19 protein-coding genes and 2 tRNA genes are annotated in these 22,427 nt (G+C 37.9%); 16 read left to right on the top strand and 5 right to left on the bottom strand.

The features are described 5' to 3' along the window. Positions 1-84: 84 nt before the first annotated feature. From ABDV71_RS00920 to ABDV71_RS00905, 4 genes are all read left to right on the top strand, one after another. Positions 85-3,120 (top strand): amidohydrolase family protein, encoded by a 3,036-nt coding sequence (locus ABDV71_RS00920; RefSeq protein ID WP_343530512.1) that lies wholly within the window; start codon positions 85-87, stop codon positions 3,118-3,120. Then, positions 3,077-4,423 (top strand): amidohydrolase family protein, encoded by a 1,347-nt coding sequence (locus ABDV71_RS00915; RefSeq protein ID WP_343530511.1) that lies wholly within the window; start codon positions 3,077-3,079, stop codon positions 4,421-4,423. Before ABDV71_RS00920 ends, ABDV71_RS00915 begins: the two co-directional genes overlap by 44 nt. A 77-nt stretch (positions 4,424-4,500) precedes the next feature. Then, positions 4,501-5,010 (top strand): hypothetical protein, encoded by a 510-nt coding sequence (locus ABDV71_RS00910; RefSeq protein WP_343530510.1) that lies wholly within the window; start codon positions 4,501-4,503, stop codon positions 5,008-5,010. Continuing rightward, the gene (locus ABDV71_RS00905) at positions 5,007-5,852 is read left to right on the top strand and encodes an HTTM domain-containing protein (protein ID WP_343530509.1); all 846 of its coding nucleotides are present in this window, start codon (positions 5,007-5,009) and stop codon (positions 5,850-5,852) included. Before ABDV71_RS00910 ends, ABDV71_RS00905 begins: the two co-directional genes overlap by 4 nt. A 64-nt stretch (positions 5,853-5,916) precedes the next feature. Here the strand turns inward: ABDV71_RS00905 and ABDV71_RS00900 are convergent. After that, positions 5,917-6,061, bottom strand: a tRNA-Asp gene (locus ABDV71_RS00900). A 95-nt stretch (positions 6,062-6,156) separates the two neighbouring features. Continuing rightward, a tRNA-Asp gene (locus tag ABDV71_RS00895) sits at positions 6,157-6,266 on the bottom strand. 212 nt (positions 6,267-6,478) lie between these two features. On the opposite strand from ABDV71_RS00895, the gene ABDV71_RS00890 reads away from it, so the two are divergent. The 9 genes from ABDV71_RS00890 to ABDV71_RS00850 all read left to right on the top strand — a co-directional run bounded on the left by ABDV71_RS00890 (position 6,479) and on the right by ABDV71_RS00850 (position 16,343). Next, on the top strand, positions 6,479-6,955 hold the full coding sequence (locus ABDV71_RS00890) for an Lrp/AsnC ligand binding domain-containing protein (protein ID WP_113647279.1): 477 nt from the start codon (positions 6,479-6,481) through the stop codon (positions 6,953-6,955). A 108-nt stretch (positions 6,956-7,063) separates the two neighbouring features. Continuing rightward, positions 7,064-7,459 carry a response regulator gene (locus ABDV71_RS00885; RefSeq protein WP_343530508.1) on the top strand — a complete coding sequence of 132 codons (396 nt, stop codon included), beginning with the start codon at positions 7,064-7,066 and terminating at the stop codon, positions 7,457-7,459. A gap of 8 nt (positions 7,460-7,467) precedes the next feature. Further along, positions 7,468-8,544, top strand: coding sequence for a sugar transferase (locus tag ABDV71_RS00880; RefSeq protein ID WP_343530507.1), 1,077 nt, complete (start codon positions 7,468-7,470; stop codon positions 8,542-8,544). An 11-nt stretch (positions 8,545-8,555) separates the two neighbouring features. Next, positions 8,556-9,236: a TolC family protein gene (locus tag ABDV71_RS00875; RefSeq protein ID WP_343530506.1), complete on the top strand. Its 681-nt coding sequence runs from the start codon at positions 8,556-8,558 to the stop codon at positions 9,234-9,236. Positions 9,237-9,242: 6 nt separating this feature from the next. Further along, positions 9,243-11,393 (top strand): lipopolysaccharide biosynthesis protein, encoded by a 2,151-nt coding sequence (locus ABDV71_RS00870; RefSeq protein ID WP_343530505.1) that lies wholly within the window; start codon positions 9,243-9,245, stop codon positions 11,391-11,393. Positions 11,394-11,401: 8 nt separating this feature from the next. Next, positions 11,402-12,859: an O-antigen ligase family protein gene (locus tag ABDV71_RS00865; protein WP_343530504.1), complete on the top strand. Its 1,458-nt coding sequence runs from the start codon at positions 11,402-11,404 to the stop codon at positions 12,857-12,859. Beyond that, positions 12,849-14,042, top strand: coding sequence for a glycosyltransferase family 2 protein (locus tag ABDV71_RS00860; RefSeq protein ID WP_343530503.1), 1,194 nt, complete (start codon positions 12,849-12,851; stop codon positions 14,040-14,042). Before ABDV71_RS00865 ends, ABDV71_RS00860 begins: the two co-directional genes overlap by 11 nt. 107 nt (positions 14,043-14,149) lie before the next feature. Further along, the gene (locus ABDV71_RS00855; protein ID WP_343530502.1) at positions 14,150-15,346 is read left to right on the top strand and encodes a glycosyltransferase; all 1,197 of its coding nucleotides are present in this window, start codon (positions 14,150-14,152) and stop codon (positions 15,344-15,346) included. Positions 15,347-15,428: 82 nt separating this feature from the next. Continuing rightward, entirely contained in the window at positions 15,429-16,343 is a 915-nt protein-coding gene (locus ABDV71_RS00850) for a glycosyltransferase family 2 protein (RefSeq protein WP_343530501.1), read from the top strand. A 187-nt stretch (positions 16,344-16,530) separates the two neighbouring features. Here the strand turns inward: ABDV71_RS00850 and ABDV71_RS00845 are convergent, their stop codons facing one another. Further along, positions 16,531-17,280 (bottom strand): glycosyltransferase family 2 protein, encoded by a 750-nt coding sequence (locus tag ABDV71_RS00845; protein WP_343530500.1) that lies wholly within the window; start codon positions 17,278-17,280, stop codon positions 16,531-16,533. A 117-nt stretch (positions 17,281-17,397) separates the two neighbouring features. Here ABDV71_RS00845 and ABDV71_RS00840 point away from each other — a divergent pair, with 117 nt between their 5' ends. From ABDV71_RS00840 to ABDV71_RS00830, 3 genes are read left to right on the top strand one after another with little or no spacing between them, the layout of a single operon-like run. Then, a complete protein-coding gene (locus ABDV71_RS00840) occupies positions 17,398-18,924 on the top strand; it encodes an oligosaccharide flippase family protein (RefSeq protein ID WP_343530499.1) in 1,527 nt (508 codons plus the stop codon). Next, positions 18,921-19,655 (top strand): glycosyltransferase, encoded by a 735-nt coding sequence (locus ABDV71_RS00835; protein ID WP_343530498.1) that lies wholly within the window; start codon positions 18,921-18,923, stop codon positions 19,653-19,655. Before ABDV71_RS00840 ends, ABDV71_RS00835 begins: the two co-directional genes overlap by 4 nt. 28 nt (positions 19,656-19,683) lie before the next feature. Then, complete coding sequence (locus ABDV71_RS00830; RefSeq protein WP_343530497.1) at positions 19,684-20,415, top strand: glycosyltransferase; 732 nt, start codon at positions 19,684-19,686, stop codon at positions 20,413-20,415. Positions 20,416-20,418: 3 nt separating this feature from the next. Here the strand turns inward: ABDV71_RS00830 and ABDV71_RS00825 are convergent, their stop codons facing one another. Both ABDV71_RS00825 and ABDV71_RS00820 read right to left on the bottom strand, forming a co-directional pair. Further along, the gene (locus ABDV71_RS00825) at positions 20,419-21,723 is read right to left on the bottom strand and encodes a DUF3887 domain-containing protein (RefSeq protein WP_343530496.1); all 1,305 of its coding nucleotides are present in this window, start codon (positions 21,721-21,723) and stop codon (positions 20,419-20,421) included. Positions 21,724-21,905: 182 nt separating this feature from the next. Continuing rightward, on the bottom strand, positions 21,906-22,322 hold the full coding sequence (locus tag ABDV71_RS00820) for an OsmC family peroxiredoxin (RefSeq protein WP_343530495.1): 417 nt from the start codon (positions 22,320-22,322) through the stop codon (positions 21,906-21,908). Positions 22,323-22,427: the final 105 nt, after the last annotated feature.

Below are 22,427 nucleotides of genomic sequence, written 5' to 3'. Positions count from 1 at the left end.
GCTTTTTTTGTAAAAAGTAAGATATAGTATATATAAGTTCTTATTTATAAATAGCTTTAACTTTCTAAAAACATTAACTAAAACATGAAGAAAATTTTACTAGCGTTGGCGTTGGTATTTTCTACTGTATTTGTATTTGCACAGCAGACGTTTCCCGTAAACGGTTCTGCCGATGTGCGGTCTGGGCAATATGCCTTAACCAATGCAACTATTGTAGTTAACGCTAACCAAACCATCAGCAACGGTACGTTGTTGATTAAAAATCAAGTTATCCAATCAGTGGGTAGCGGTACAGCAATTCCAAAGGGATATGTGGTGATTGACTTAAAAGGAAAGTATGTCTATCCTTCATTAGTAGACGCTTTTAGCAGCTATGGTTTACCTGAAGCTCAACGCGGCGGAGCAACCATGGGCTTTGGTGGTCAACGTCAATCTATTTTTACCACTACTAAAAAAGGACCTTATAACTGGAATGCTGCCATCAGGCCAGAAACAGAAGTAAGAACTATTTTTGCCATCGATAGCAAGAAAGCAGACGAATTGCGTAAGGCTGGTTTTGGTAGTGTAAATGTTATCAACCGTGATGGTATCGCTCGTGGAACATCGGCGGCAGTTACACTAAATGACGAATTTGAGCACAAGGTTTTCTTGAAAGACCAAACTGCAGCGAACTACTCATTCAATAAAGGGACTTCTTCTAACGATTATCCCACTTCGTTAATGGGGTCAATCGCTCTATTGCGTCAAACCTATTTAGATGCCACTTGGTACAAAGGTCAAAAAGAAGAATACAACATTTCTTTAGAGGAATTTAACAAACAACAAACCTTGCCTCAAATTTTCGAAGCTGACGGCTGGCAAAATATTTTACGTGCCGATAAAATAGCGAAGGAATTTGGTAAGCAATATATCATTAAGGCCGGTGGCGACGAGTATCAACGCATTGATGCAATAAAAGCTACAGGCGCAAGTTTGATTATTCCAATCGCTTATCCGAAGGCTTTTGATGTAGAAGATCCAGCGGAAGCTAGAAACGTTAGTTTAGCACAGATGAAAGCATGGGAAATGGCATCGTCAAATCCTGGAATTTTAGAAAAAGCCGGAGTTAACTTTGCACTTACCGCTTTTGGGTTGGATAATACCCGCGATTTTTGGGCAAATATCCGCACTGCGATAGAAAACGGTTTGACCGAAAAACAAGCATTACTTTCGGTAACCGAAGTGCCTGCCAAAATGTTGGGCATTAGCGATAAAGTTGGTTCTATTGAAAAAGGTAAATTGGCCAACTTCCTAATTACTTCTGACAATTTGTTTAAAAGTAGCAACATTATTCACGAAAACTGGGTGCAAGGCAAGCGCTATATCGTTAACAAAATGGATGTAAGCGACTTAAAAGGCGTTTACAACCTAAATGTAGATGGTGTTGGAACATTGACCCTAAAAATTACGGGGCCCTCAACAGCTGCTATTGAAAGAACGGGTGCCGATAGCGTAAAAACTACAGGAACTTTTGCTCGTAATGGCGACTGGGTAACTTTGTACTTCAACTTAAAGAAAAACCCTAAGGGAGATGTTCGTTTAACAGGATATATTTCTTCAGAATCACCAATTGCCATGAAAGGCGAATCGGCATTGAGCGATGGTACCGAAGGCAAGTGGACGGCCACTTTTAAAGAAGCGGCTAAAGAAATGCCAAAAAGAGAAGAACCTAAACCAGCTCTTGCAGCTAATGGCCCGCTAATTTATCCATTCCAATCTTTCGGTAACGAAACTTTACCAAAAGCGGAAAGCGTATTGTTAAAGAATGCGACCGTTTGGACTAACGAAAAAGATGGTATCCTTCCAAATACCGATGTGCTTTTAGAGAATGGTAAAATTAAAGCCGTAGGTAAAAACTTGGCCGCGGGTTCGGCAAAAGTAATTGATGCTACCGGAAAACACGTTACCCCTGGTATTATCGATGAGCACTCGCATATTGCTGGTGCAGGTGGTATCAACGAAGGAGCACAATCGGTTTCTTCGGAGGTGCGTATTGGCGACATCATCAATTCTGAAGACGTTAACATCTATCGCCAGTTGGCAGGTGGTGTAACCACTTCTCAAATTTTGCATGGTTCGGCAAATCCAATCGGAGGCCAATCTCAATTGATCAAACTGCGTTGGGGCAAATTACCAGAAGAATTGAAATTTGCTGGCGCTGATGGTTTCATCAAATTTGCATTGGGTGAAAACGTGAAGCAAAGTAACTTCGGTGGCGGACAACGCTTCCCAGTAACTCGTATGGGGGTTGAGCAAACTTTCGTAGATGCCTTTACTCGTGCAAAAGACTACGAAGCAGCATTAAAAGTAAAAGGAAATAATGTGCGTAGAGATTTAGAGTTGGACGCTTTGGTTGAAATTCTGAATAACAAACGTTTCATTACCTGCCACTCTTATGTACAGTCTGAAATCAATATGTTGATTCACGTGGCTGATAGCTTGGGCTTTAAAATCAACACATTTACGCACATTTTGGAAGGATATAAAGTGGCCGATAAAATGAAAGCTCATGGCATCGCAGCTTCTACTTTCTCCGACTGGTGGGCCTATAAATTTGAGGTGGCCGAAGCGATTCCTTACAACGGTAAAATCATGCACAACGTAGGGATTACTACTGCCTTCAATTCTGATGATGCAGAAATGGCTCGTCGTTTAAATCAAGAAGCAGGTAAAGCGGTATTGTACGGTGGAGTGCCAGAAGAAGAGGCATTCAAGTTTGTAACCTTAAACCCAGCTAAAATGCTTCATATTGACGATAAGGTGGGAAGTTTAAAAGCGGGTAAAGATGCCGACGTAGTGATTTGGTCAGATAACCCACTATCTATTTATGCCAAAGCGGAAAAAACATTTGTAGATGGTGTTTTATACTGGGATATCGAAAAAGATGCTCAAAAACTAAAACAACAACAAGTAGAAAGAGCTAGATTGATTCAAAAGATGTTAGACAGTAAAAATAAAGGCGGAAGAACTCAACGTCCAATGGGCATGACTTCTACCCTTTACAATTGCGAAACTGCTAGCGATTATTCAAATGGTTTTGAAGCCATACAAACAGAAGAAGGAGGACATCACCATGAATAAGAAAATATTAACCCTGTTCTTAGCCCTTGCAGCAAGCATATCAGCTTTTGCTCAAGCGAATATTTCTCCAGCTAAGGCACAATCCAAAAAAGTGATTTTATTGGGCGGTGTGGTGCATACTGGAAACGGACAGGTTATCAGTAACGGTTACGTTGTATTTGAAAAAGGCAAAATTACAGGGGTGGGTGATGCTACGACTGTAAAATTTGCTGCCAATGATGGTGAAATGATCAACGTAAATGGCAAGCATATCTATCCTGGCTTTATTGCTCCAGTAAATACTTTAGGCTTGGTAGAATACGAATCAGTAAAAGCAACGTTAGATTTTCAGGAAATAGGAAATCTTAATCCACACATCAGGTCAATCGTAGCTTACAATACCGATTCTAAAGTGCCTGCAACTTTACGTACCAATGGGGTATTGATGGCGCAAATTAGACCTAGCGGTGGTGCTATTTCTGGTAGCTCATCTATTGTTCAGTTGGATGCTTGGAACTGGGAAGATGCTGCGATTAAAACAGATGACGGTATGCATGTTTCTTGGCCAACAACGCCTCGTTTCAGGGGAGGTTTTGGTGGTGGACGAATGGCTTTCTCTGCAGAGTCACTCGCAGAACGTACGCAAAATGCAATTTTGGAACTGAATAGTTTCTTTACCGAAGCAAAAGCGTATAACGAAGGAGCAAAACCTGCAGAAACCAATACACGTTTTGCGGCCATGGCCAAATTGTTCAAAGGCGAGCAAAAGCTCTATATCACCGCTAATACCCAAAAGGATATTGTGGCGGCGGTTAACTTTGCTAAAAAGTTCAATATTACGCCAATAATCATTGGTGGTAGCGATGCTTATTTGATTACTGATTTCTTGAAGCAAAACAATGTGTCGGTAATTGTGAAACAACCTCATGCCTTGCCAAATAACATTGATGACGATGTGAACATGCCTTATAAAAACGCGGCAATTTTATATAATGCAGGCGTAACGGTAGCGGTAAGTATCGATGATTTTTGGCAGCAACGCAACCTACCTTTTATGGCTGGAACCGTTGCTACTTGGGGCTTAGATAAAGAAAAGGCATTACAAACGATCACCCTAAATACTGCAAAGATTTTAGGTGTCGATAAATCGGTAGGTAGCTTAGAAGTAGGTAAAGATGCTACTTTATTTATATCTGCTGGTGATGCTTTGGACATGAAGACCAACAAGATTGAAAAGGCATTTATTCAAGGTAGGGATATCAACTTAGATAATCTTCATAAGCAACTGGATAAAAAATTCAGTGATAAATATGGGATTAAATAAACATATCCATTAAACTTTAAAAATCCTCCTGATTTGTGTAGCCACAACAGGAGGATTTTTTATTAGTTTTGAATTTAATGAGGCGCCTGATAATCATCTTTATTTGTAGTGTTTTTGCGGTTTATTCGCTAGTGTTTCTTTCTGCTTTTGTACACAAGCTAATACCAGGGCCACTGAAGTCGGCATTTCAACAGGCTAGGGTTTTTGTTGGCCTAGGCGCCCTATTTGTAAATGAATCTTCCATGCGGATTTATGCCACTAGCTATAGGTTTTATCAGGATGGGAAGTGGAGTGATTGGCAGTTTTTGGAAGGTCCTTTGTTTGAAGAGTACATCTCAAAAGGTCGTTTGGCTTCGTTAAAGCATAACCGTTTGGACAAGCTCCTCTGTCAAAAAATAATAGACTTGCGTCGTAAATCTGGGGATGTAAAAACGAAAGAGAGCAAAGAATTCAAAGCATTCACTTCGCATCTTTTCTATAGGCATAATCAAAATCGTAAACCCGATTCGCTTGAAGTAAAATTTCAACAAAAATTTAGAGAGCCAGACGTTGTAAAGACTGTTTTCAAAATCAAATATCAGCCATGAGCCGTTTTGAAAGTTTTTTAGCGAAGGTTGAATTGACTTTAACCAATCAGAAGGAAAGCACTGCCAACTTGTATTGGTTCAGGAAAGCGGTTTACCTGTTGCTTCTTTTGAAAATGCTATTGATTTGGCCAGAATTAAAAACTTTCTATCACCACGTGGTCGATGCACAAGCTATAACTGTTGGATTTAGCTTTTCAAAGCTAATGTTCCTACCCATATTTCGCCCCTTTTTGGATATTTGGTGGTTTTTAGCCTGCGTAATCGTAGCAATAGCTATTTTATTAAAACCTAAACGATGGTTGTCCATAACAGTATTTGTCATTAGCCTTAATTATCTCAGTCTATCTTATTCGGCAATTAATGGAGGCGATAAGTTCCTCAACTTTTTCGTTTTCTCGCTAATCTTTGTAAATGAAAATGCAGCTAAGGATCAAATTGGTTGGCTCCTCAATAATGCTACAATGCTATTGCTCAAAATCAATATTTGTGGAGTGTATTTTTTAAATGGTTATGGAAAGATTTTAAAAAACAGCTGGTGGGATGGCTCTTTTATGAAGCAAGTTTGGCAGTTGGAGTATTATGTTAATTTGCATTTAGTGCCCCAATGGTTTTCCAACTCAACGGTGTGTTTTATCACTTCCTGGCTAGTGATGCTTTTTGAGTTGAGCTTTCCATTTCTGATCTGGTATAGCACATTCAGGAAATGGTTAGTTCCTATCGGGGTAATATTTCATATCTTTATAGCCACATTTTTATCGCTCCCAGATTTTGGTCTAACCATGATGGCTGCCTATCTGTTGTTTGTAGATAAAATTGGGAAGGTATGGTCTTTGAAAAAATAATGAAAATAAAAAAAAGCGATTCAATCCAGAACCGCTTCCTTAACTAACTTATTATTTATAAAAATGGCTGTTGGGGAAGGAGTCGAACCTTCAAGGGGTAGTTAGCTACAGTTCAAAAATTAATTTGTGGTCAACCCATAAACTGCGTTTGTCCCATGATCCCCACCACCGAGACAAGGAGGTGTGTCTGCCAATTTCACCACCCAACATTATTTACTAAGTTTTAAGTGATAGGTTTTCAAGTTATAAGTAGCGTTTTGCAAAGAAAACGTACAACTTAAACTTACTACTTATAACCATAGTGCTGTAGGGGAAGGAGTCGAACCTTCATAGAGTGGTTGTACCGTTTCCGGATTTCCCAATTTCTCTACCACCGAGACAAGGAGGTGTGTCTGCCAATTTCACCACCCTACATTTTTTAATAATTTCAAGTTTTCAGTTTCCGATTGGCAGCTGTCAAACTGCAAATGATTTGTTGGTAACTGTAAATCGCTTATTGCCTACTGGCATTTGCTTGATACAAATATAGATCGTTTATTTATTATGTTGCAAATTTTTTAATGATTTAATTTTATTTTTATTATATTTTCATTTATATTTATAAATAGTTAACAAAAATGTAATTTATGCTAAAAAAGGAAACTCAAAATTTAGAAATTGATAACCTCGATATTCAAATACTTACGCAGCTGATGCACGACGCAACCAAACCCTACACAGAAATTGCGAAGGAACTCATTGTTTCTGGAGGTACGGTGCACGTGCGAATGAAGAAATTGGCGGATATGGGAATTATACGGGGGTCACATTTAATTATCGATCCGCGTAAGGCTGGTTATGATATTACAGCTTTTTTAGGTATTTATTTGGAAAAGGGTTCCCTTTATAAAGATGCCGTTGAACAGTTGAGCAAAATTAAGGAAGTGGTAGAGCTGCACTACACTACTGGTGCCTATAGCATGTTTGCTAAAATCACTTGTAGAGATACCGATCATTTGCGCCATGTGCTAAATGAGGAAATACAAGCGGTTAAGGGGATACAAAGAACAGAAACATTAATTTCATTAGAAGAAAGTATTAAGAGGCAAATTGAATTGATTTAAGACAGATAGTTGTTTTGAATACCTAAATTATCACAAAAAGGAGTGATAATTGAGTTTTTATTAATAGCTTAGTTCGTTCTAAAACACAATAGAAAAATTGTCCTGAATATGCCGTCTCCAAATTGGAAAGCACCTCGAGATAAAAAGCTGATTTTGCTGGTTGATGACGAAATTACCGTACTCAAGCTTTTGGAATTTATTTTGAAGAAAGATTATGAGTTAGTGATACATAACAATGGATTGGAGGCAATTAGCTGGATGGACGAAGGCCATATGCCGGACCTCATTATCTCCGATTTGGAAATGCCCTATGTAGATGGACTTGATTTTGTACGAAGCTTAAAAACAAGCGGGTATTATCGAGATATTCCCATCATACTACTTTCGGCAGCCTATTCATTGGAAGATTTGGCTGAGAAACTGCCTTATAACTTTAATTTGCTTATGCCTAAACCCTTTAATCCAACCAAGTTAAAAGAAAGTATCCAAAACCTGTTAAACTAGACATCGAAATGCAAGAAACCAGCTCATTTGGCATGCCGCAATCTAGGGTTAATATCATTTATGTTGCCAACAAGTATGACTCGGATATCATCTCAACTTTTGACAATGTAAATAGCACGGTAAAAAAAGCGAATAGCTTTAGCCATTTATACGAAATGGTGAGTAAACTTACCGTGTATGAGCTTGATGTAAATATTCTAGTCGAAGTACAGCCATCCTCTGCTGATGAGGCATTTGCATTGGTTGCTTCATTAAGGAAAAATTGGTTGAGCAGAAATTTAACCGTTATTTTCTTGCTTACGCAAAAAGACCAAGCCATTACTACAGAAGCATTTGAGGCCAGAATTAGTGATTGTTATTCGCCAGATATTTCATTTGCTGATGTAAAGTTGCGTCTACAATTTTTGTCGGCATATAAAATACTTAACGAGCAACTTAAAGATTTGCCGGAGGAACCTTTGCAGCAATACAAAACTCCTTTCCTAAAGCGATTTTTAGATTTGACCATTTCTGTTACTGCCTTAGTACTGCTAAGTCCATTTTTTGTTCTCATTGCTATTCTCATTAAATTAGATTCAAAAGGACCTGTTTTTTACACCAGTAAAAGAGTGGGGACTGGGTATAAGATATTTGACTTTTATAAATTTAGGTCGATGAGAGCCAACGCAGATAAGGAAGTGGAAGCATTAAAAGCAACTACGGCAAACCAATATGGCGATTCGGCATTTTTTAAGATGAAGGACGATCCAAGGGTAACCAAATTGGGGAATTTTTTGAGAAATTCGAGTATCGACGAGCTTCCTCAGCTATTTAATGTGGTGAAAGGAGATATGTCGATTGTTGGAAATAGACCTTTACCTTTATACGAAGCTGAACAATTGACTACTAATGAATGGTCGATGCGCTTTTTGGGGCCTGCTGGAATTACTGGACTTTGGCAAATTATTAAGCGAGGAAAAAGTGATATGTCTGATCGAGAACGGAAAAAGTTGGATAATTTTTATAACAAAAAATTTTCGGTTTGGTTAGATTTGAAAATAATTTTAATGACCGTACCTGTTCTCTTTCAAAAGGAAAAGGTATAAAAATACCACCTATGACACTAAAAAGGCTTTTTATCCTATTGCTTTTTGTCGCAATTAACGTAAAGGTTAGGGCGCAAGATGACATTGCTAGCCAAATTAATCCACCTTTATTGCAGAAGTACGTTGATTTGGCCAAAGAATACTATCCTAAAAGGAAAATGTATAGGGCTAGCGAATTAAGTGCAAAGGCAAAAATAGGTGTGGCCAAAGCTGGTTATTTGGAATCAATGAACGTATCTTATTTCTATCGTCCAGATAATGCTGCCATTGTAGATACCACCAATCCCTATTCTATTAATGGATTTCAGTTTGGTGTTTACCTAAATTTAGGGTTGTTCTTTCGTACACCTTCATTGGTGAAGCAAGCTAGGGAGGAGTATAACTCCGCCTCTTATTTAACCAAAGAATACGATATTTTACTCGAAACGGAAGTTAAGCAGCGATATTATGAATATCTGCAATGGCTTAGTGACCTCAAAGTAAAAAACCAGGCTTATATTGATAACAAAACATCTAGTGATGGGCTGCGTTATAAATTTGAAAAAGGAGAAGTGTCATTGGATGTATATACCAAAGCTAAAGCACTTACTTCTACTTCAAGTTCAGAAAAATTACAGGCTGAATTGAATATGCTAAAAGCAAAAAATTCATTAGAAGCGCTAATTGGGAAAAAATTGGAAGAAGTGAAATAGGCGAGTATGAATATTAAGGAGTTTTTAAATCTTATTGCTAAATATAAAAAGCTGATTATCGCTATTCCGGCAATAACACTCTTTATAACCTATCTATTTGTTAAAAATCTTCCTAAACAATATAAATCACAAGCAAAACTATCTACTGGTTTACTAGATCCTTCTCGTCAAGTGGCTCCAGATGTTCCTAATTACTCTGGACCCGATCTTTTAATTAAAATTAATCAGCAGTTTACCAATATCATGGATATTATGGTAATGCCCAAAAATATGAGCATTCTATCTTATCGTTTGATATTGCACGATTTAAAAAATCCCCGTCAACCTTTTAAAACGCAAAGTGATGATATCAATGCACTTAGCGACGCGGAAAGACAGGAAGCCATTAGGGGATTTGAAGAACGCTTGGCAAAAAAGCAAGTACTTACTCCTTTTGATAATTACGAGGTTAAATTTTATAACCTGGTAAAATCTATGGGATATGATGGGCCTTCCATTATCAAAAAGCTATCCATCACCCATGAAGACAATAGTGATTTTATTACGGTAGAATACACTTCAGAAAACACCTTCCTTTCGGTGTTTGTTGTAAATACGCTTTCTGGAGATTTTATCAATAATTATAGTCTCGACCTGATCAGTAATAAAAATCAATCTATTGTGGTGCTCGATTCACTTCTTCAGAAAAAAGAAGCAGTGATGAACGAGAAAACTCAGCAGCTGAGGGACTACAAGATCAAGAATAAGGTGTTGAACCTCGATAAGCAGTCGCAGATTGTTTATCAGCAAATTATTGATTACGAGAATAAAAAGTCTCAAGCCCTGATTGATTTGCAGTCGTTACAAACGGCCTTGAATAATCTGAATACCAAGCTTAACAATCCATCTTTAGATCGATATTTGGGTGCTGAGCTATCTACGGATAACCAGGCCGTAATTGCCTTAAGAAATAGAGTGCAGGCTGCCAATAACGATTATATTGATGGTGGTTTTAAGCCAGCCGACAAGAAAAAAGTAGACTCGTTACAACAGTTATTGAACCAGCAATTGGTAAAAACCAATGACAATTACGTAGCTGACCCAGTGGTTGCGAAACAAACTTTGGTGCAACGTCGTATAGCGTTGGGGATTGATTTGGATAAAACCCGTGCAAGTATCAAAGATATTGATGATGAACTGACGAAGCTTAACACCAAATTTTCTACCATGGTACCTTTCGATGCTGGCGTGCAGAAATTTGAACGTGATGCCGATGTAGCTACCAAAGAATATCTCGACCTATTAAATCGTTATAATCAAACCAATTTGGATAAAAATATTGGTTTACGTTTACACTTAGAGCAGGAAGGTGTACCTACGGTGGCAGAGCCATCTAGAAAGCTTATATTCATGGTGCTTAGCGCTATTGCGAGTTTTGTGATTTGCTTTTGTGTACTTTTCATCATCCATATCCTCGACAATTCCATCAATAACAAAAAGCAATTGGTTGCGGCAACCAAAGGTAGGGTCATTGGCGAGTTGAACTATATCAAGTCTTCGCAACGCGATATTGATGAAATTTGGAAGAATGCTGCTTATGATAAGGAGCACGCTACCTATAAGAATTTGCTGAGAGAAGCCCGTTTCGAAATCAGTAAGGCCCTAGCCAATGACCAGAAAATTTTAGGATTAACCCGATTGCATCCCGAAAAATTCACCATCTTCTCGGCAGTAAGTTTGGCTTATGCCTTTGCGAGATTGGACAAGCAGATTCTGCTAATAGGTGATGCCGAAATGGCCGCGGAGATACAAAAATGGAATATCCCAACCAATCAATCTTTAAAGACCGTACTGGATAACCTGACCTTACAGAAAAATAATCGTATCACCTTTTTGAATAGCGATCTAGGAGGAGTTTCCCTGCTTGAGAATAAAGATAATCCAAGCATTTCTCAAATCTTTAAGAGCCTGAAAAACGAATTTGATATGATTATCGTTTATTTGGATGCGGTAAATAGTGTTTCTGATATCAAAGAATGGATTTTGTTTACAGAGAAATATCTGGCCACTTTTATGGCAGGAAATTCTATCAACGAAAAAGATAAAGAGTCGATTAAGCTGTTAAATAAAGACGAAAAATTTATTGGCTGGTTGATTAATGGTGTGAAACAAAAATAAGCAAGTTGATGCTTAAAAATTTGTACATACATATTGGCAATCATAAACAGCAATTGTTGTTTTTTCTAGTAGCCATGAGCCTTTCCATCCTGGTTGCCGGCTCCACCCAGCGCTATGGCTTTTTAGGCCCTTTGGCCGTGTTGGCTTTGGCTGCAGCAGGAACTTTTGTAATTGCTTCGTTCAATAATCCACGCATTGCTTTCATCTTTTATTTTGCGTACTGCTTTGTATTGGGTTTTGTAGTTAAAACCTTTTTGGATATCCCCGTGGGTTTGGCCATGGATGCCATTTTATTGCTCACTTGGGGCAGTCTTTTGGTGAACATGAATAAATTTAACTGGAAGAGCCTGAAAAATGAGCATGTATTGTTGTCTCTCATTTGGTTTGGCATAAGTGTGTTGCAGGTACTTAATCCCTATGGAGGCAGCTTTACAGGATGGTTTAACGAGCTAAGGTTTACCGCATTGAGCTGGTTGCTCATTGCACCAATCGTTTTCCTGCTGTTTAATCAAATGGCCGATTTGAATCGCTTCATTGCCTTTATTCTGTTCTTTTCTTGCTTGGCTACTTTATACGGCGTTAAACAGTTGTATATTGGTTTAACTGGTGGCGAGCGACAATGGCTGGATGCCGGAAACAACGTCACCCATATTTTGGGAGGCAAACTGAGGGCCTTTTCCATATATTCCGATGCAGGACAATTTGGGGCATCACAAGCCATCATGGCGGTTATTGCCATGGTGCTGGCCATGGGACCATTCTCCATTACAAAGAAATTGATTTTTGGCGCAATTGCTTTAGTGATGTTATATGGCATGGCGATTTCGGGTACCCGTGGAGCTTTGTTCGCCTTAGTATCAGGTCTAGCGTACGCACTTTTTTTAAGTAAAAATTTTAAAATGCTCATTGTAGGAAGTGTATTTGCACTTGGTGGCTTGGGCGTGTTAAAATATACCAAAATTGGAGATGAAATTTTTCAGGTCAGGCGCTTGCGCAGTGCCTTAGATCCTAAGGATGCTTCTTTTAACGTAAGGGTAGAAAATCAAAAAAAACTGAAATTCTTGTTAAGAGACGAACCTTTTGGGGCAGGTTTGGGCATGAGCGGTATGAACGGAACCACTTATAATGCAGATAAACCCATTGCCAACATACAGCCTGATAGTTATTGGGTAAAAGTTTGGGTAATGTACGGTATTGTTGGCTTGCTCATATGGTTTGGAATCAATTCGTATATCATAGGCAAATGTAGTGGCATTGTCTGGAACTTAAAAGACCCCAAACTGAAGACAAAAATGATTGCTTTGACCTCGGGAACGGTGGGCTGCTTTATTTGTAGCTACGGCAACGAAGTAATGAATGGATTACCTTCTTCGGTAATTATGTTTATGTCGTGGTCATTTGTGTTTATTTCGCCTTGGTTAGATGAAAAAGCGGAAAAATTAAAAGCCGATGGAGATGATTTATAGCCTGATAGATGTTTTGTTTTGGATTTTGGGTATTTACTTGCTGCTCAATTGCTGTTACCTGGCTTTTTTTGGGTTGATTGGGTTATTTAATTTACCCAAATCAAAGAAAGATGCCAGCACTTATCGGAAAATTGCGGTACTGTTTCCTACCTATCAAGAGAATGTGGTGATTATAGAAAGTGTTAAAACGGCATTAAGGCATCAATATCAGGGAACTTTTGAAGTGGTTGTGATTGCCGATGGCCTGCAGCAAGAAACCATTGCTCAACTTAAAGAGCTCGGAGCAAGCGTAATTGAAGTTTTTTTTGAGAAGAGTACCAAAGGAAAAGCAATGCAATTTGCCATGAACCAATTGGAGCACGACGGATTTGATATTGCTGTGGTATTGGATGTAGACAATGTGATGAGCGACGAATGCCTATGGTATATTAACGGTGCTTTCGAAAGAGGCAACAAAGTGGTGCAGGCACATCGAGTGGCTAAAAACATGGATAGCAGCTTTGCATTTTTGGATGCTTGTAACGAAGAGGTAAACAATCACATTTTTCGCAAAGGGCATGCTGTAATAGGTTTATCCGCTGCACTTATTGGATCGGGAATGGCCTTTGATTTTGAATACTTCAGACATCTATTAAACAATATTGGTGAAACCGTGGGAGAAGATAAACAGTTGGATTTTATGATTGCCAAGGACAGAGTGGAGGTGGCTTATTTGAATGATATTTATGTGTATGATGAGAAAATAGAAAATGCCAAGGTATTTACTAAACAACGTACCCGTTGGATAGCTTCGCAGGTAGAGTTTTTAAAGAAGTATGCTTTTGAAGGCTTCGCTCAACTATTTAAAGGTAATTTAGAATTTTTCAATAAAAGCTTACAGACTTTTTTGATGCCTAGAATGCTACTTTTGGCGTTTCTTTTCATCATGTCGGTACAGGCATTTTTTAATCCTTTTGGGCCAACATACCTATTCTGGATAGGCTTGTTCCTAAGTCTCTGCCTTACTTTGATGATTTCTATTCCTAAAAGATTTTATACGGATAAACGCTTATATATTGCCTTGTTTCAAATACCTAGAGCAATGCTAGGGATGGTGATAGCACTTTTCAGTATCGGCAAAGCCAAAAAATCGTTTATGGTAACGCCTCATAGTCATAAACCAGTAGAAAAAGAATCTCATTGATATGCCTTTAGAAATACTTGCTATTCCCGCTATCATTTTTGGAGTCCTCGGATTTATCAGAGGATTAGGTGCATATAGCAGAACAAACAGTGATAACTCGTAGTGAAATGGCAATAATTGAAAACAGAGACTTTATTGTGGTTGGGCAACAACCTTGGGATACCCCAATTGGGAGTAACTGCAAAGACTTAGCTTTAGAATTCAGCAAACATAATCGAGTGCTGTATATTAACGCCCCCTTAGATCGCCGTACAAAATTTCAGCAAGGCCATACCGAGGGCGTAAAAAAACGCATGCGTGTAATCAACGGTGAAGAAGATGGACTAGAGCAGATAGGACCTAACTTTTGGGTGTATTATCCTGACGTGATCAATGAATCTATTAATTGGATGAAGCCCACGGGATTATTCCGGCTCTTTAATAAGATCAACAATAAAAGGTTTGCCAAGTCTGTTAAAAAAGCTATACAAAGACTATCTTTCAAAGATTTCATCCTTTTTAACGATAGTGATATGTTTAGGAGCTATCATTTGAAAGAACTTTTAAATCCTAACACCAGCATTTATTACTCCCGCGATAACCTCTTGGCTACACCTTATTGGGGTAAACATGGCAAGTATTTAGAACCGGAGCTGATTAAGAAAAGTGATTTATGTGTAGCTAATTCGGTTTATTTGGCTAATTATTGTAAACAGTATAACCCTAATTCTTTTTACGTTGGTCAGGGCTGCGATTTCGAGCTTTTTAAAAATGATGACAGCATTAAGGTCCCAGAAAGTCTTATTTATATTCCAAAGCCGATTTTAGGTTATGTAGGTGCTTTATTGTCTATTCGGTTAGATGAGCGTATTCTGTTGCACTTAGCGCAGCAAAGGCCCCAATGGCGTATTGTTTTAGTGGGGCCAGAAGATGATGATTTTAAAAATAGCAAGTTGCATGAAATGGAAAACGTACATTTCCTTGGCCCTCAAAAGCCGGAGACTTTGCCCGCTTATATTAAAGGTTTTGATATTTGCCTAAACCCTCAGGCTCTAAACCCCTTGACTATTGGAAATTATCCGCGTAAAATAGACGAGTATTTGGCAATGGGCAAACCAACCCTTGCGACCAGAACCGAGGCGGTAGGTATTTTTGAAGACTATGTTTATCTTGCCGAAACCAAGGAAAAATATGTGTCGCTAGCGGAAAAAGCTTTGGAGGAAAATTCAGAAACTTTAGCTAATGAACGTATTGCATTTGCAAAGACTCATACTTGGGAAAAGAACGTCGAAGAGATTTATAAGGCAATTCAAACTGTAGAATAACATCATAACTGTCATCCCGATGCTAGGAGGAATCTGAGAGATTCTTCATTGTGCTCAGAATGACATCAAGAAGGAAAAATCAATGTCATTAACCACCATTATTACTGTTAATTTTCATCAAGTTGAGGTGACGATAGATTTATTAAAATCTGTAGCTAAATGGTATATGCCCTCTGAAGTAGAGGTGATCGTTGTGGATAATGGTGCTCATGAGAGTAATGAAGCTGCTTTTCTGCCATATTTTGGAAATATTACCTACATTCAATCTGAGGAAAATTTGGGGTTCGCAGGAGGTAATAATCTTGGAATTAAACAAGCCAAAGGTGATTACATTTTCCTGTTGAATAACGATACTGAAATTCCAGAAGGATGCATTGAGACACTAACCACTGAACTAGAGGCAAATGAAAACATTGGTTTACTATCGCCATTGCTATTATATTTTGACCAAAAGGATTTAGTGCAATATGCAGGGTTCACGCCAATGAATTATCTGGTTGCCCGTAATGCTTACATAGGACAGTTTGAAAAAAATATTGGGCAGTTTAATGATCAAACCTATCAAACTGGGTTTTGTCATGGCGCAGCTGTGATTTGTCGCAGAGCGGACTTACTTAGGGCCGGCTTAATGGATGAAACTTATTTCTTGTACTACGAAGAGCTCGATTGGTGCGAAAAGTTTAAACGTGCCGAGAAGCAGATTTGGTTTACAGGTAAAACCTATGTTTATCACAAAGAATCTATCAGTGTTGGTAAAGCAAGCCCTTTGAAAATCTATTTCAATACCCGCAACCGGATGTTATTTATCAGAAAAAATACAGGCTGGTTAAACACTTTGTTGTTTTCTGTTTATTTCACTTTAATTGCTTGTCCTAAAGCTGTATTGAAATTTTTATTGAACAAACAGCCAGAATTAGCTAAGTGGACTATTAAAGGCTTGCTTTGGAATTACACCCATAGAAAAAATAGCAAGGATTTGGGATATCAAATTAAATAAGAAAGGCTATTATAATTTTTTATAGCTGGTCGTTTTTTTATCACCCAATTTTTCAATTAAGCCATAACCTTCCCATTCTTCCATTCCCGTCACTAAAGGGATGGATAAATTGTAAGGAGGCTTCATTTTGATACTATCAAAGGTAAGTAAATAAATCTAATTGGGGACTAGTTAAATACTACAACCGCTACTTCAACCTTTTCCAAACGGTAGAAAAGGCGTACTTAATAAAATGATAGGCTGATTCAAAGAACCCTAACTTTTCGCTCTCCCTTAATATTTTCCAAGTGTAGCCAATTACCTTTAACTTGTTTGCGGATACGGAACCTTTTCTAATTCGATACAAAACCAACGCTTCATTGATACCATATCCCGAAATATTTTTTTTGAAAAGGTCTAACCAGAATATCCAGTCCTCATGCCCTGCTTTTTTGAATTTTAAATCGCCAACGGCACTTCTAAGTGTGAGAGAAGTTGAAAAGATGATGACGTTGTGAGATAATAATTGTCTATAATTCACGCTATTAGGGGCTTCTATCTTCCTAGAAATGATATTTCCTTCCTCATCAATTCTGTTATAGGCGCAGAAAGTCATGGGTAGGTTTTGACCTTCCATGTATGTAACTTGCTTTGTTAGCTTTTCTTTTAACCAAATATCATCACTGTCTAAAAAGGCTACGTATTTACCTTTGGCATGTTCCAGGCCAACGTTACGGGCATTGGCAACACCGCCGTTTTGCGATAGTTTGATCAATTTAATATTGTGATGTTGTTGTACAAAACCTTCTATTATTTTGCAGGTATTATCCTTCGAACAATCGTCAATCACAATCAATTCCCAATTTTTGTAAGTTTGTTCCAATACCGAGTGGAGTGTTGGAACGATAAAATCGGCGGAATTATAACAAGGGGTAATGATGGATACAAGTGGTTCCAATTGGGTATAAGTTGAGGTCTACTAAACAAAAATCATTAACAAAATAAACACATTTTCTTGTAAAACGAGCTAAAGTTTAAACATAAAACGAGTACTTTAGCAAAGCTGTTTTAGGGTATGGATAAAAGACGTTTCGTAATTAATCTAGTTTCAAATTTTTTTAGTGCACTCTCGGGCGTTGGTATCTCGTTTTTCTTAACGCCTTATATTGTGGAGCATTTGGGTAAAGAAGCCTATGGTTTCTTTCCATTATCGAACAATTTTGTGATGTATGCTGGGATTATCACTACGGCGCTAAATTCAATGTCGAGTCGATACATCACCATCAGCTTGGAGAAGAAAGATATTAAGGAAGCAAACGTCTATTTTAATTCAGTTCTTTTTGGAAATATTCTCATCTCATTAGGCTTTGTTATAGTGAGCGCACTGTTCTGTCTTTTTATTGATAAGATATTGGATATTCCAACCGCTCTTATTCATGATGTAAGATTGCTTTTCATTTTTATTTTCCTGAGTTTGGTCATTAACGTTTCTTCGGCTGTTTTTCAGGTAACGGCTTTTGCCTTGAACCGATTTGATAAACTGGCCTTCATCAATATTGTTTCCAATGTGTTGAAGTTAGGAGCAATTATATTGCTGTTTTATTTTTTTACCCCCAGAATTTACTTTTTAGGCGTGGTTACTGCGATAACAGCATTTTATATGTTGATTGCCAATTATCGGCTTACTAAAAAGCTGCTTCCCGAAATACAAATAGGATGGTCTTTTTTCTCTAAAGGAGCATTATACGTCATTGTAGGCTCCGGAATTTGGAATTCGATCATGGCGCTTGCAAATGTGGTTAATACTCAATTAGATTTATTAATAGCCAACCACTTTTTTGGGGCGTCTGGAATGGGGTTTTTATCGCTTACCAAATTTATTCCTAATGCCATTTATATCCTTTTAGGAATTATTGTCCCCATATTTTTGCCTGAAATGTTAAAGGCTTATGCTAATCATGATATGGGGAGGCTGAAAAAGACATTAGACCTTTCATTTAAAGCTATTTTTTTAGTGGTATTGTTACCACTATCCGTATTTTTCGTGTATGGGGAAGTGTTTTTTAAGCTTTGGCTTCCTACGCAAGATGCTCACGCCCTGCATATCTTATCGGTTATTACTTTAGTGCCTTTTATTGTACATGGCACTGTAGAAACGGTTTATCATGTTTTTGTGATTACCAATAAATTGAGGACTGCTTCTTTTTGGGGCATTTTTATTTCCATTTTCAACTTTGTGCTGGTCATTATCCTTTGTAAATACAGTTCATTAGGAGTCTATTCTATTCCCGTTGGGGCGCTCATTAGTGGTGTAATAAGTCATTTAACCTTTACCCCTTTGTATGCGGCCTATTGCTTGCAGGAAAGCAGATGGTATTTTTTCTTTAAGATCATAAAGGGTCTGGCCGGTTTTTCGGTATTGGTTGGTATTAGTTATGGATGGAAGCAATTAAACTTACTTATGGTTAATACTTGGCCAATGTTTATCATTAACAGTTTAGTTTTAGGAGTAATTTTGCTGGTTGTGACTTTGTTTATGCGATTTAACAGTACAACTAGGGCTGATATTTTTAGGAAATTGAAACAAAAAGTAAATTTATGATACCCAAGATTATACATTATTGCTGGTTTGGCAGGGGCGAAATGCCCGAGCTTGCGTTAAACTGTTTAGAATCTTGGAGAAAGTTTCTTCCAGATTTTGAAATTAAGGTTTGGAATGAGGACAATTTCGATGTGAATAGCTTCCGTTTTTCGGCAGAGGCCTACAAAGAAAGGAAGTTTGCCTTCGTGTCGGATGTATGTAGGCTGTATGCCCTGAAAGAAATGGGGGGAATCTACATGGATACTGATGTTGAATTTCTGAGGCCCTTGGATGAAGATATCCTGGGCAAAAGAGCTTTTACCGGTTTTGAGGATAATCTGCTGTTGTCCTCTGCAATTATGGGAAGCGAAAAAAATGGAAAATGGATTAATGATCTGTTGCCCCATTATGAAAATAGAAGCTTTTATTTGAAAGATGGTAGTTTGGATGTGAACCCTAACACAGAAATCATTACTGCCTTTATGAGGGATAAAAAGGGGATTAAAATCAACAACACTTTTCAGGAAATAGCAGATTATTGTGTTATTTATCCCAGCGATTATTTTTGTCCTAAAAGCTGGAAGACCTTAAAAATAAAGCAAACAAACAATACTTACTGTATTCATCACTTTGCGGGTTCTTGGCTACATACCAAACAAAGTTTAGTAGGCAAATTGGCTAATTTTTTGCTGGGTAAAAGAATTGCAAATGCTTGGGCGGAAAAGTACCGCGGCAATAAAAACGCTAAGTAAACAACTCTATAAACAGGAAATTAAGCTCATGATACCTAAGATTATTCACTATTGTTGGTTTGGAAGGGAAGAAATGCCAGAACTGGCGCTTAAATGCCTTGAATCTTGGAGGAAATATTTGCCAGAGTATGAAATTATGCTTTGGAACGAGGACAATTTTGATATCAATAGATACCAATATGCTGTTGATGCTTACAAAGCTAGAAAATTTGCTTTTGTGGCAGATGTATGCCGTTTATATGTGCTCAAAGAAATTGGAGGTCTTTATTTAGATACGGATGTAGAATTTATCAAGCCCTTACCAGATTATTTTTTAGACGACACTGCCTTCACCGCATTTGAAGATCAATTGGTTTCTGCAGGGGTAATTGGTAGTGTGAAAAATGGAAAATGGATTAGCGATTTGCTTTCTTTTTATGATCATAAAAGCTTTTATAAGACAGATGGAAGTTTAGACGTCAATCCTATTACCGAGATGATTACTAGCTTTTTGTCTAAAGAGAAAGGCGTACTGTCTAATAATACTCATCAAAAAGTAGAAGGTTATTGTACTATTTATCCCAGCGAATATTTCTATCCTAAAAGCTGGAAGACCTTAAAAATGAATATTACGCCAAATACGTATTGTATCCATCATTTTGCAGGCTCTTGGATTGATCAGAATTATACAACTTTAGGTAAAGTTGCTAATTGGCTTTTGGGGAAAAGGACGGCTGAATTTTGGTCAGCAAAATATCGAAAAATAAAACCGAAGAAATAGAGGCTAAAGCCCTTTTATCCAATTCGATAAATCTTCAATAGCCCTTTGCTCTACATTAGCTGGTTTTTGGTATTGTACAACATCTCCTTTTTCTTCTTGCTGGCTAAACAAATGGTTAAAATCAGGATATAATTTAAAAGTTACGTTATTGCCCGTTAAGGCCTCTTTCCACAAATTATAATCTGCTTCCGTAACCTGAAAATCATAACCGCCCTGAATTACAAAAATACGTTGTTTTAATTTCTTGGCAGTTTCAACTTGGTTATAATTATTTAAATCAACCCAATAACTAGCGGGTAAGCCTAACAAAAGAGAATCGGGTTTCATTTTTTCCAGCTTGGTCAATCTGGTTTTTTCTATTTCGGTAATGGCATCAGCAAGTGATTTTTGTAGCACAGCAGATGTATCCTTACTTTGTGCTACCATATACTTATTTTGCTCGATAATCAAATCAGTAAGTTTACGAGCTGGCGCTGCGGCCAAAATAATACCTTTAAGGTCTGGCACAAGCGTAGCAATACGAGGGGCTAGCATGCCGCCTAAACTGTGGCCAAGCACATAAATATTTTTGAGGTCAGCTCCTTCAATGGTTTTCGCCAATGCAATCGCTTGTAAAGCATCATCTAATACTTCTTCTTTTACGGTGAAGGCTTTGCCAAACTCAGCGGGGTAAAGTAAGGTTCTTTTTACATAACGAACCGAAGCAATACCATTAGCGGCCAAACCAGCTGCAATATCTTTAAATGGCTTGTTTGGTCCAATGGTTTCGTCCATATCATTGGGGCCCGAACCATGTACCAATACTACTACAGGGAAGCTGTTGCCATCTTTCGGTACTGTAATAATTGCTGCTAACTGATGTCCAGGAGTTTGAATGTAAGTAGATTTTTCTTTGTATAAAGTAGAGTCTGCATAACCCGGCGATCTGTAGGTAACCGCTTTTGGAGGCAAGTGCATGCCCACCAATTTTTCTGATTTGTCAAAAACTAATACGAAGTCCTGAGTGTCATGTTCAAATTCACCGCTTACGGTAACGGCATAAAACTCACCTTGGTTTTTACTTCCTGTAGCATCTATTGCTTTAACTTTTCCAAGTCTATTTTGTAAGCCCGTCCAAAACTGTTTTAGGTTTTCTGCAGTGACTTTGGTTTTTCCTTCTTCTGAAAAATAGCCGTGAGCTTCTTCAAATTTGCCTGCAGCAAATAAGTCAAAGAAAGTATTGGCCTTGCCAAATAAGCTAAAAATGTTTTGTGAAAAGGCATTTAGCGTAAAAGCCGCTAAAACAAATAGTAAAAAAATCTTCTTCATCAGTGACTATGCAATTCAGTAATAAGCGATAAAGCCAAATGTACTATTTTTTACAAAAAATCAACGTAGTTTTTAGTTAGAAGAAGAACTATTTTGCCATAGATACCCAGATAAGGCTTGGTAAGCCCAATAATCGAAGTGTCTGTGTATCTATGGCTGATGATTGTTTAAGTTCTACGGGCTTACAAGAGCTCCGATTCTAGAGTAATATCGGTGTTTAACAGCTTTGAGATGGGACAATTTGCTTTGGCATCTGCTACCAATTCATCAAACTTTGCTTTTGATAATCCTTCTGCCTTTACCTTTACCACCAAATGGATATTATCGATAGCTCCTTTTTCAGGATTAAGGTTTACGGTAGCTTTGGTTTCAATGCTTTCTGGGGTAATGTTTTCTGCCGAAATATTGAAGCTTAGTTTCATGCTGAAGCATCCCGCATGTGCAGCGGCAACTAATTCTTCTGGGTTTGTACCCGTGCCTTCTTCAAAGCGGCTTTTAAATGAATATTGGGTGTCCTGTAAGGTTGTGCTTTGGGTGGTTAAAGTGCCTTTCCCATCTTTTCCAGTACCGTTCCATACGGCGGTTGCGTGTCTTTTCATGTGTTTTAAATTTAATGGCTTATACTAAGATAAGTGCTATACCTCAAATTAATGTTGTATACAGGTTAATTGTTTTCATAAATTTAACTTTATTTGTCAAACTCA

The organism is Pedobacter sp., assembly GCF_039594775.1.
GTDB lineage: Bacteria > Bacteroidota > Bacteroidia > Sphingobacteriales > Sphingobacteriaceae > Pedobacter.
The sequence above is the reverse complement of the archived record's forward strand: the minus strand, read 5'-3'. Positions and strand labels throughout refer to the sequence as shown.

What these genes read in the sequence shown, in the direction of transcription:
- ABDV71_RS00920 (WP_343530512.1), top strand. Translation starts at nt 85, where the DNA reads ATGAAGAAAATTTTACTAGCGTTGGCGTTGGTATTTTCTACTGTATTT.
- ABDV71_RS00910 (WP_343530510.1), top strand. Translation starts at nt 4,501, where the DNA reads ATGAGGCGCCTGATAATCATCTTTATTTGTAGTGTTTTTGCGGTTTAT.
- ABDV71_RS00905 (WP_343530509.1), top strand. Translation starts at nt 5,007, where the DNA reads ATGAGCCGTTTTGAAAGTTTTTTAGCGAAGGTTGAATTGACTTTAACC.
- ABDV71_RS00890 (WP_113647279.1), top strand. Translation starts at nt 6,479, where the DNA reads ATGCTAAAAAAGGAAACTCAAAATTTAGAAATTGATAACCTCGATATT.
- ABDV71_RS00885 (WP_343530508.1), top strand. Translation starts at nt 7,064, where the DNA reads ATGCCGTCTCCAAATTGGAAAGCACCTCGAGATAAAAAGCTGATTTTG.
- ABDV71_RS00880 (WP_343530507.1), top strand. Translation starts at nt 7,468, where the DNA reads ATGCAAGAAACCAGCTCATTTGGCATGCCGCAATCTAGGGTTAATATC.
- ABDV71_RS00875 (WP_343530506.1), top strand. Translation starts at nt 8,556, where the DNA reads ATGACACTAAAAAGGCTTTTTATCCTATTGCTTTTTGTCGCAATTAAC.
- ABDV71_RS00870 (WP_343530505.1), top strand. Translation starts at nt 9,243, where the DNA reads ATGAATATTAAGGAGTTTTTAAATCTTATTGCTAAATATAAAAAGCTG.
- ABDV71_RS00865 (WP_343530504.1), top strand. Translation starts at nt 11,402, where the DNA reads ATGCTTAAAAATTTGTACATACATATTGGCAATCATAAACAGCAATTG.
- ABDV71_RS00860 (WP_343530503.1), top strand. Translation starts at nt 12,849, where the DNA reads ATGATTTATAGCCTGATAGATGTTTTGTTTTGGATTTTGGGTATTTAC.
- ABDV71_RS00855 (WP_343530502.1), top strand. Translation starts at nt 14,150, where the DNA reads ATGGCAATAATTGAAAACAGAGACTTTATTGTGGTTGGGCAACAACCT.
- ABDV71_RS00850 (WP_343530501.1), top strand. Translation starts at nt 15,429, where the DNA reads ATGTCATTAACCACCATTATTACTGTTAATTTTCATCAAGTTGAGGTG.
- ABDV71_RS00840 (WP_343530499.1), top strand. Translation starts at nt 17,398, where the DNA reads ATGGATAAAAGACGTTTCGTAATTAATCTAGTTTCAAATTTTTTTAGT.
- ABDV71_RS00835 (WP_343530498.1), top strand. Translation starts at nt 18,921, where the DNA reads ATGATACCCAAGATTATACATTATTGCTGGTTTGGCAGGGGCGAAATG.
- ABDV71_RS00830 (WP_343530497.1), top strand. Translation starts at nt 19,684, where the DNA reads ATGATACCTAAGATTATTCACTATTGTTGGTTTGGAAGGGAAGAAATG.
- ABDV71_RS00825 (WP_343530496.1), bottom strand. Translation starts at nt 21,723, where the DNA reads ATGAAGAAGATTTTTTTACTATTTGTTTTAGCGGCTTTTACGCTAAAT.
- ABDV71_RS00820 (WP_343530495.1), bottom strand. Translation starts at nt 22,322, where the DNA reads ATGAAAAGACACGCAACCGCCGTATGGAACGGTACTGGAAAAGATGGG.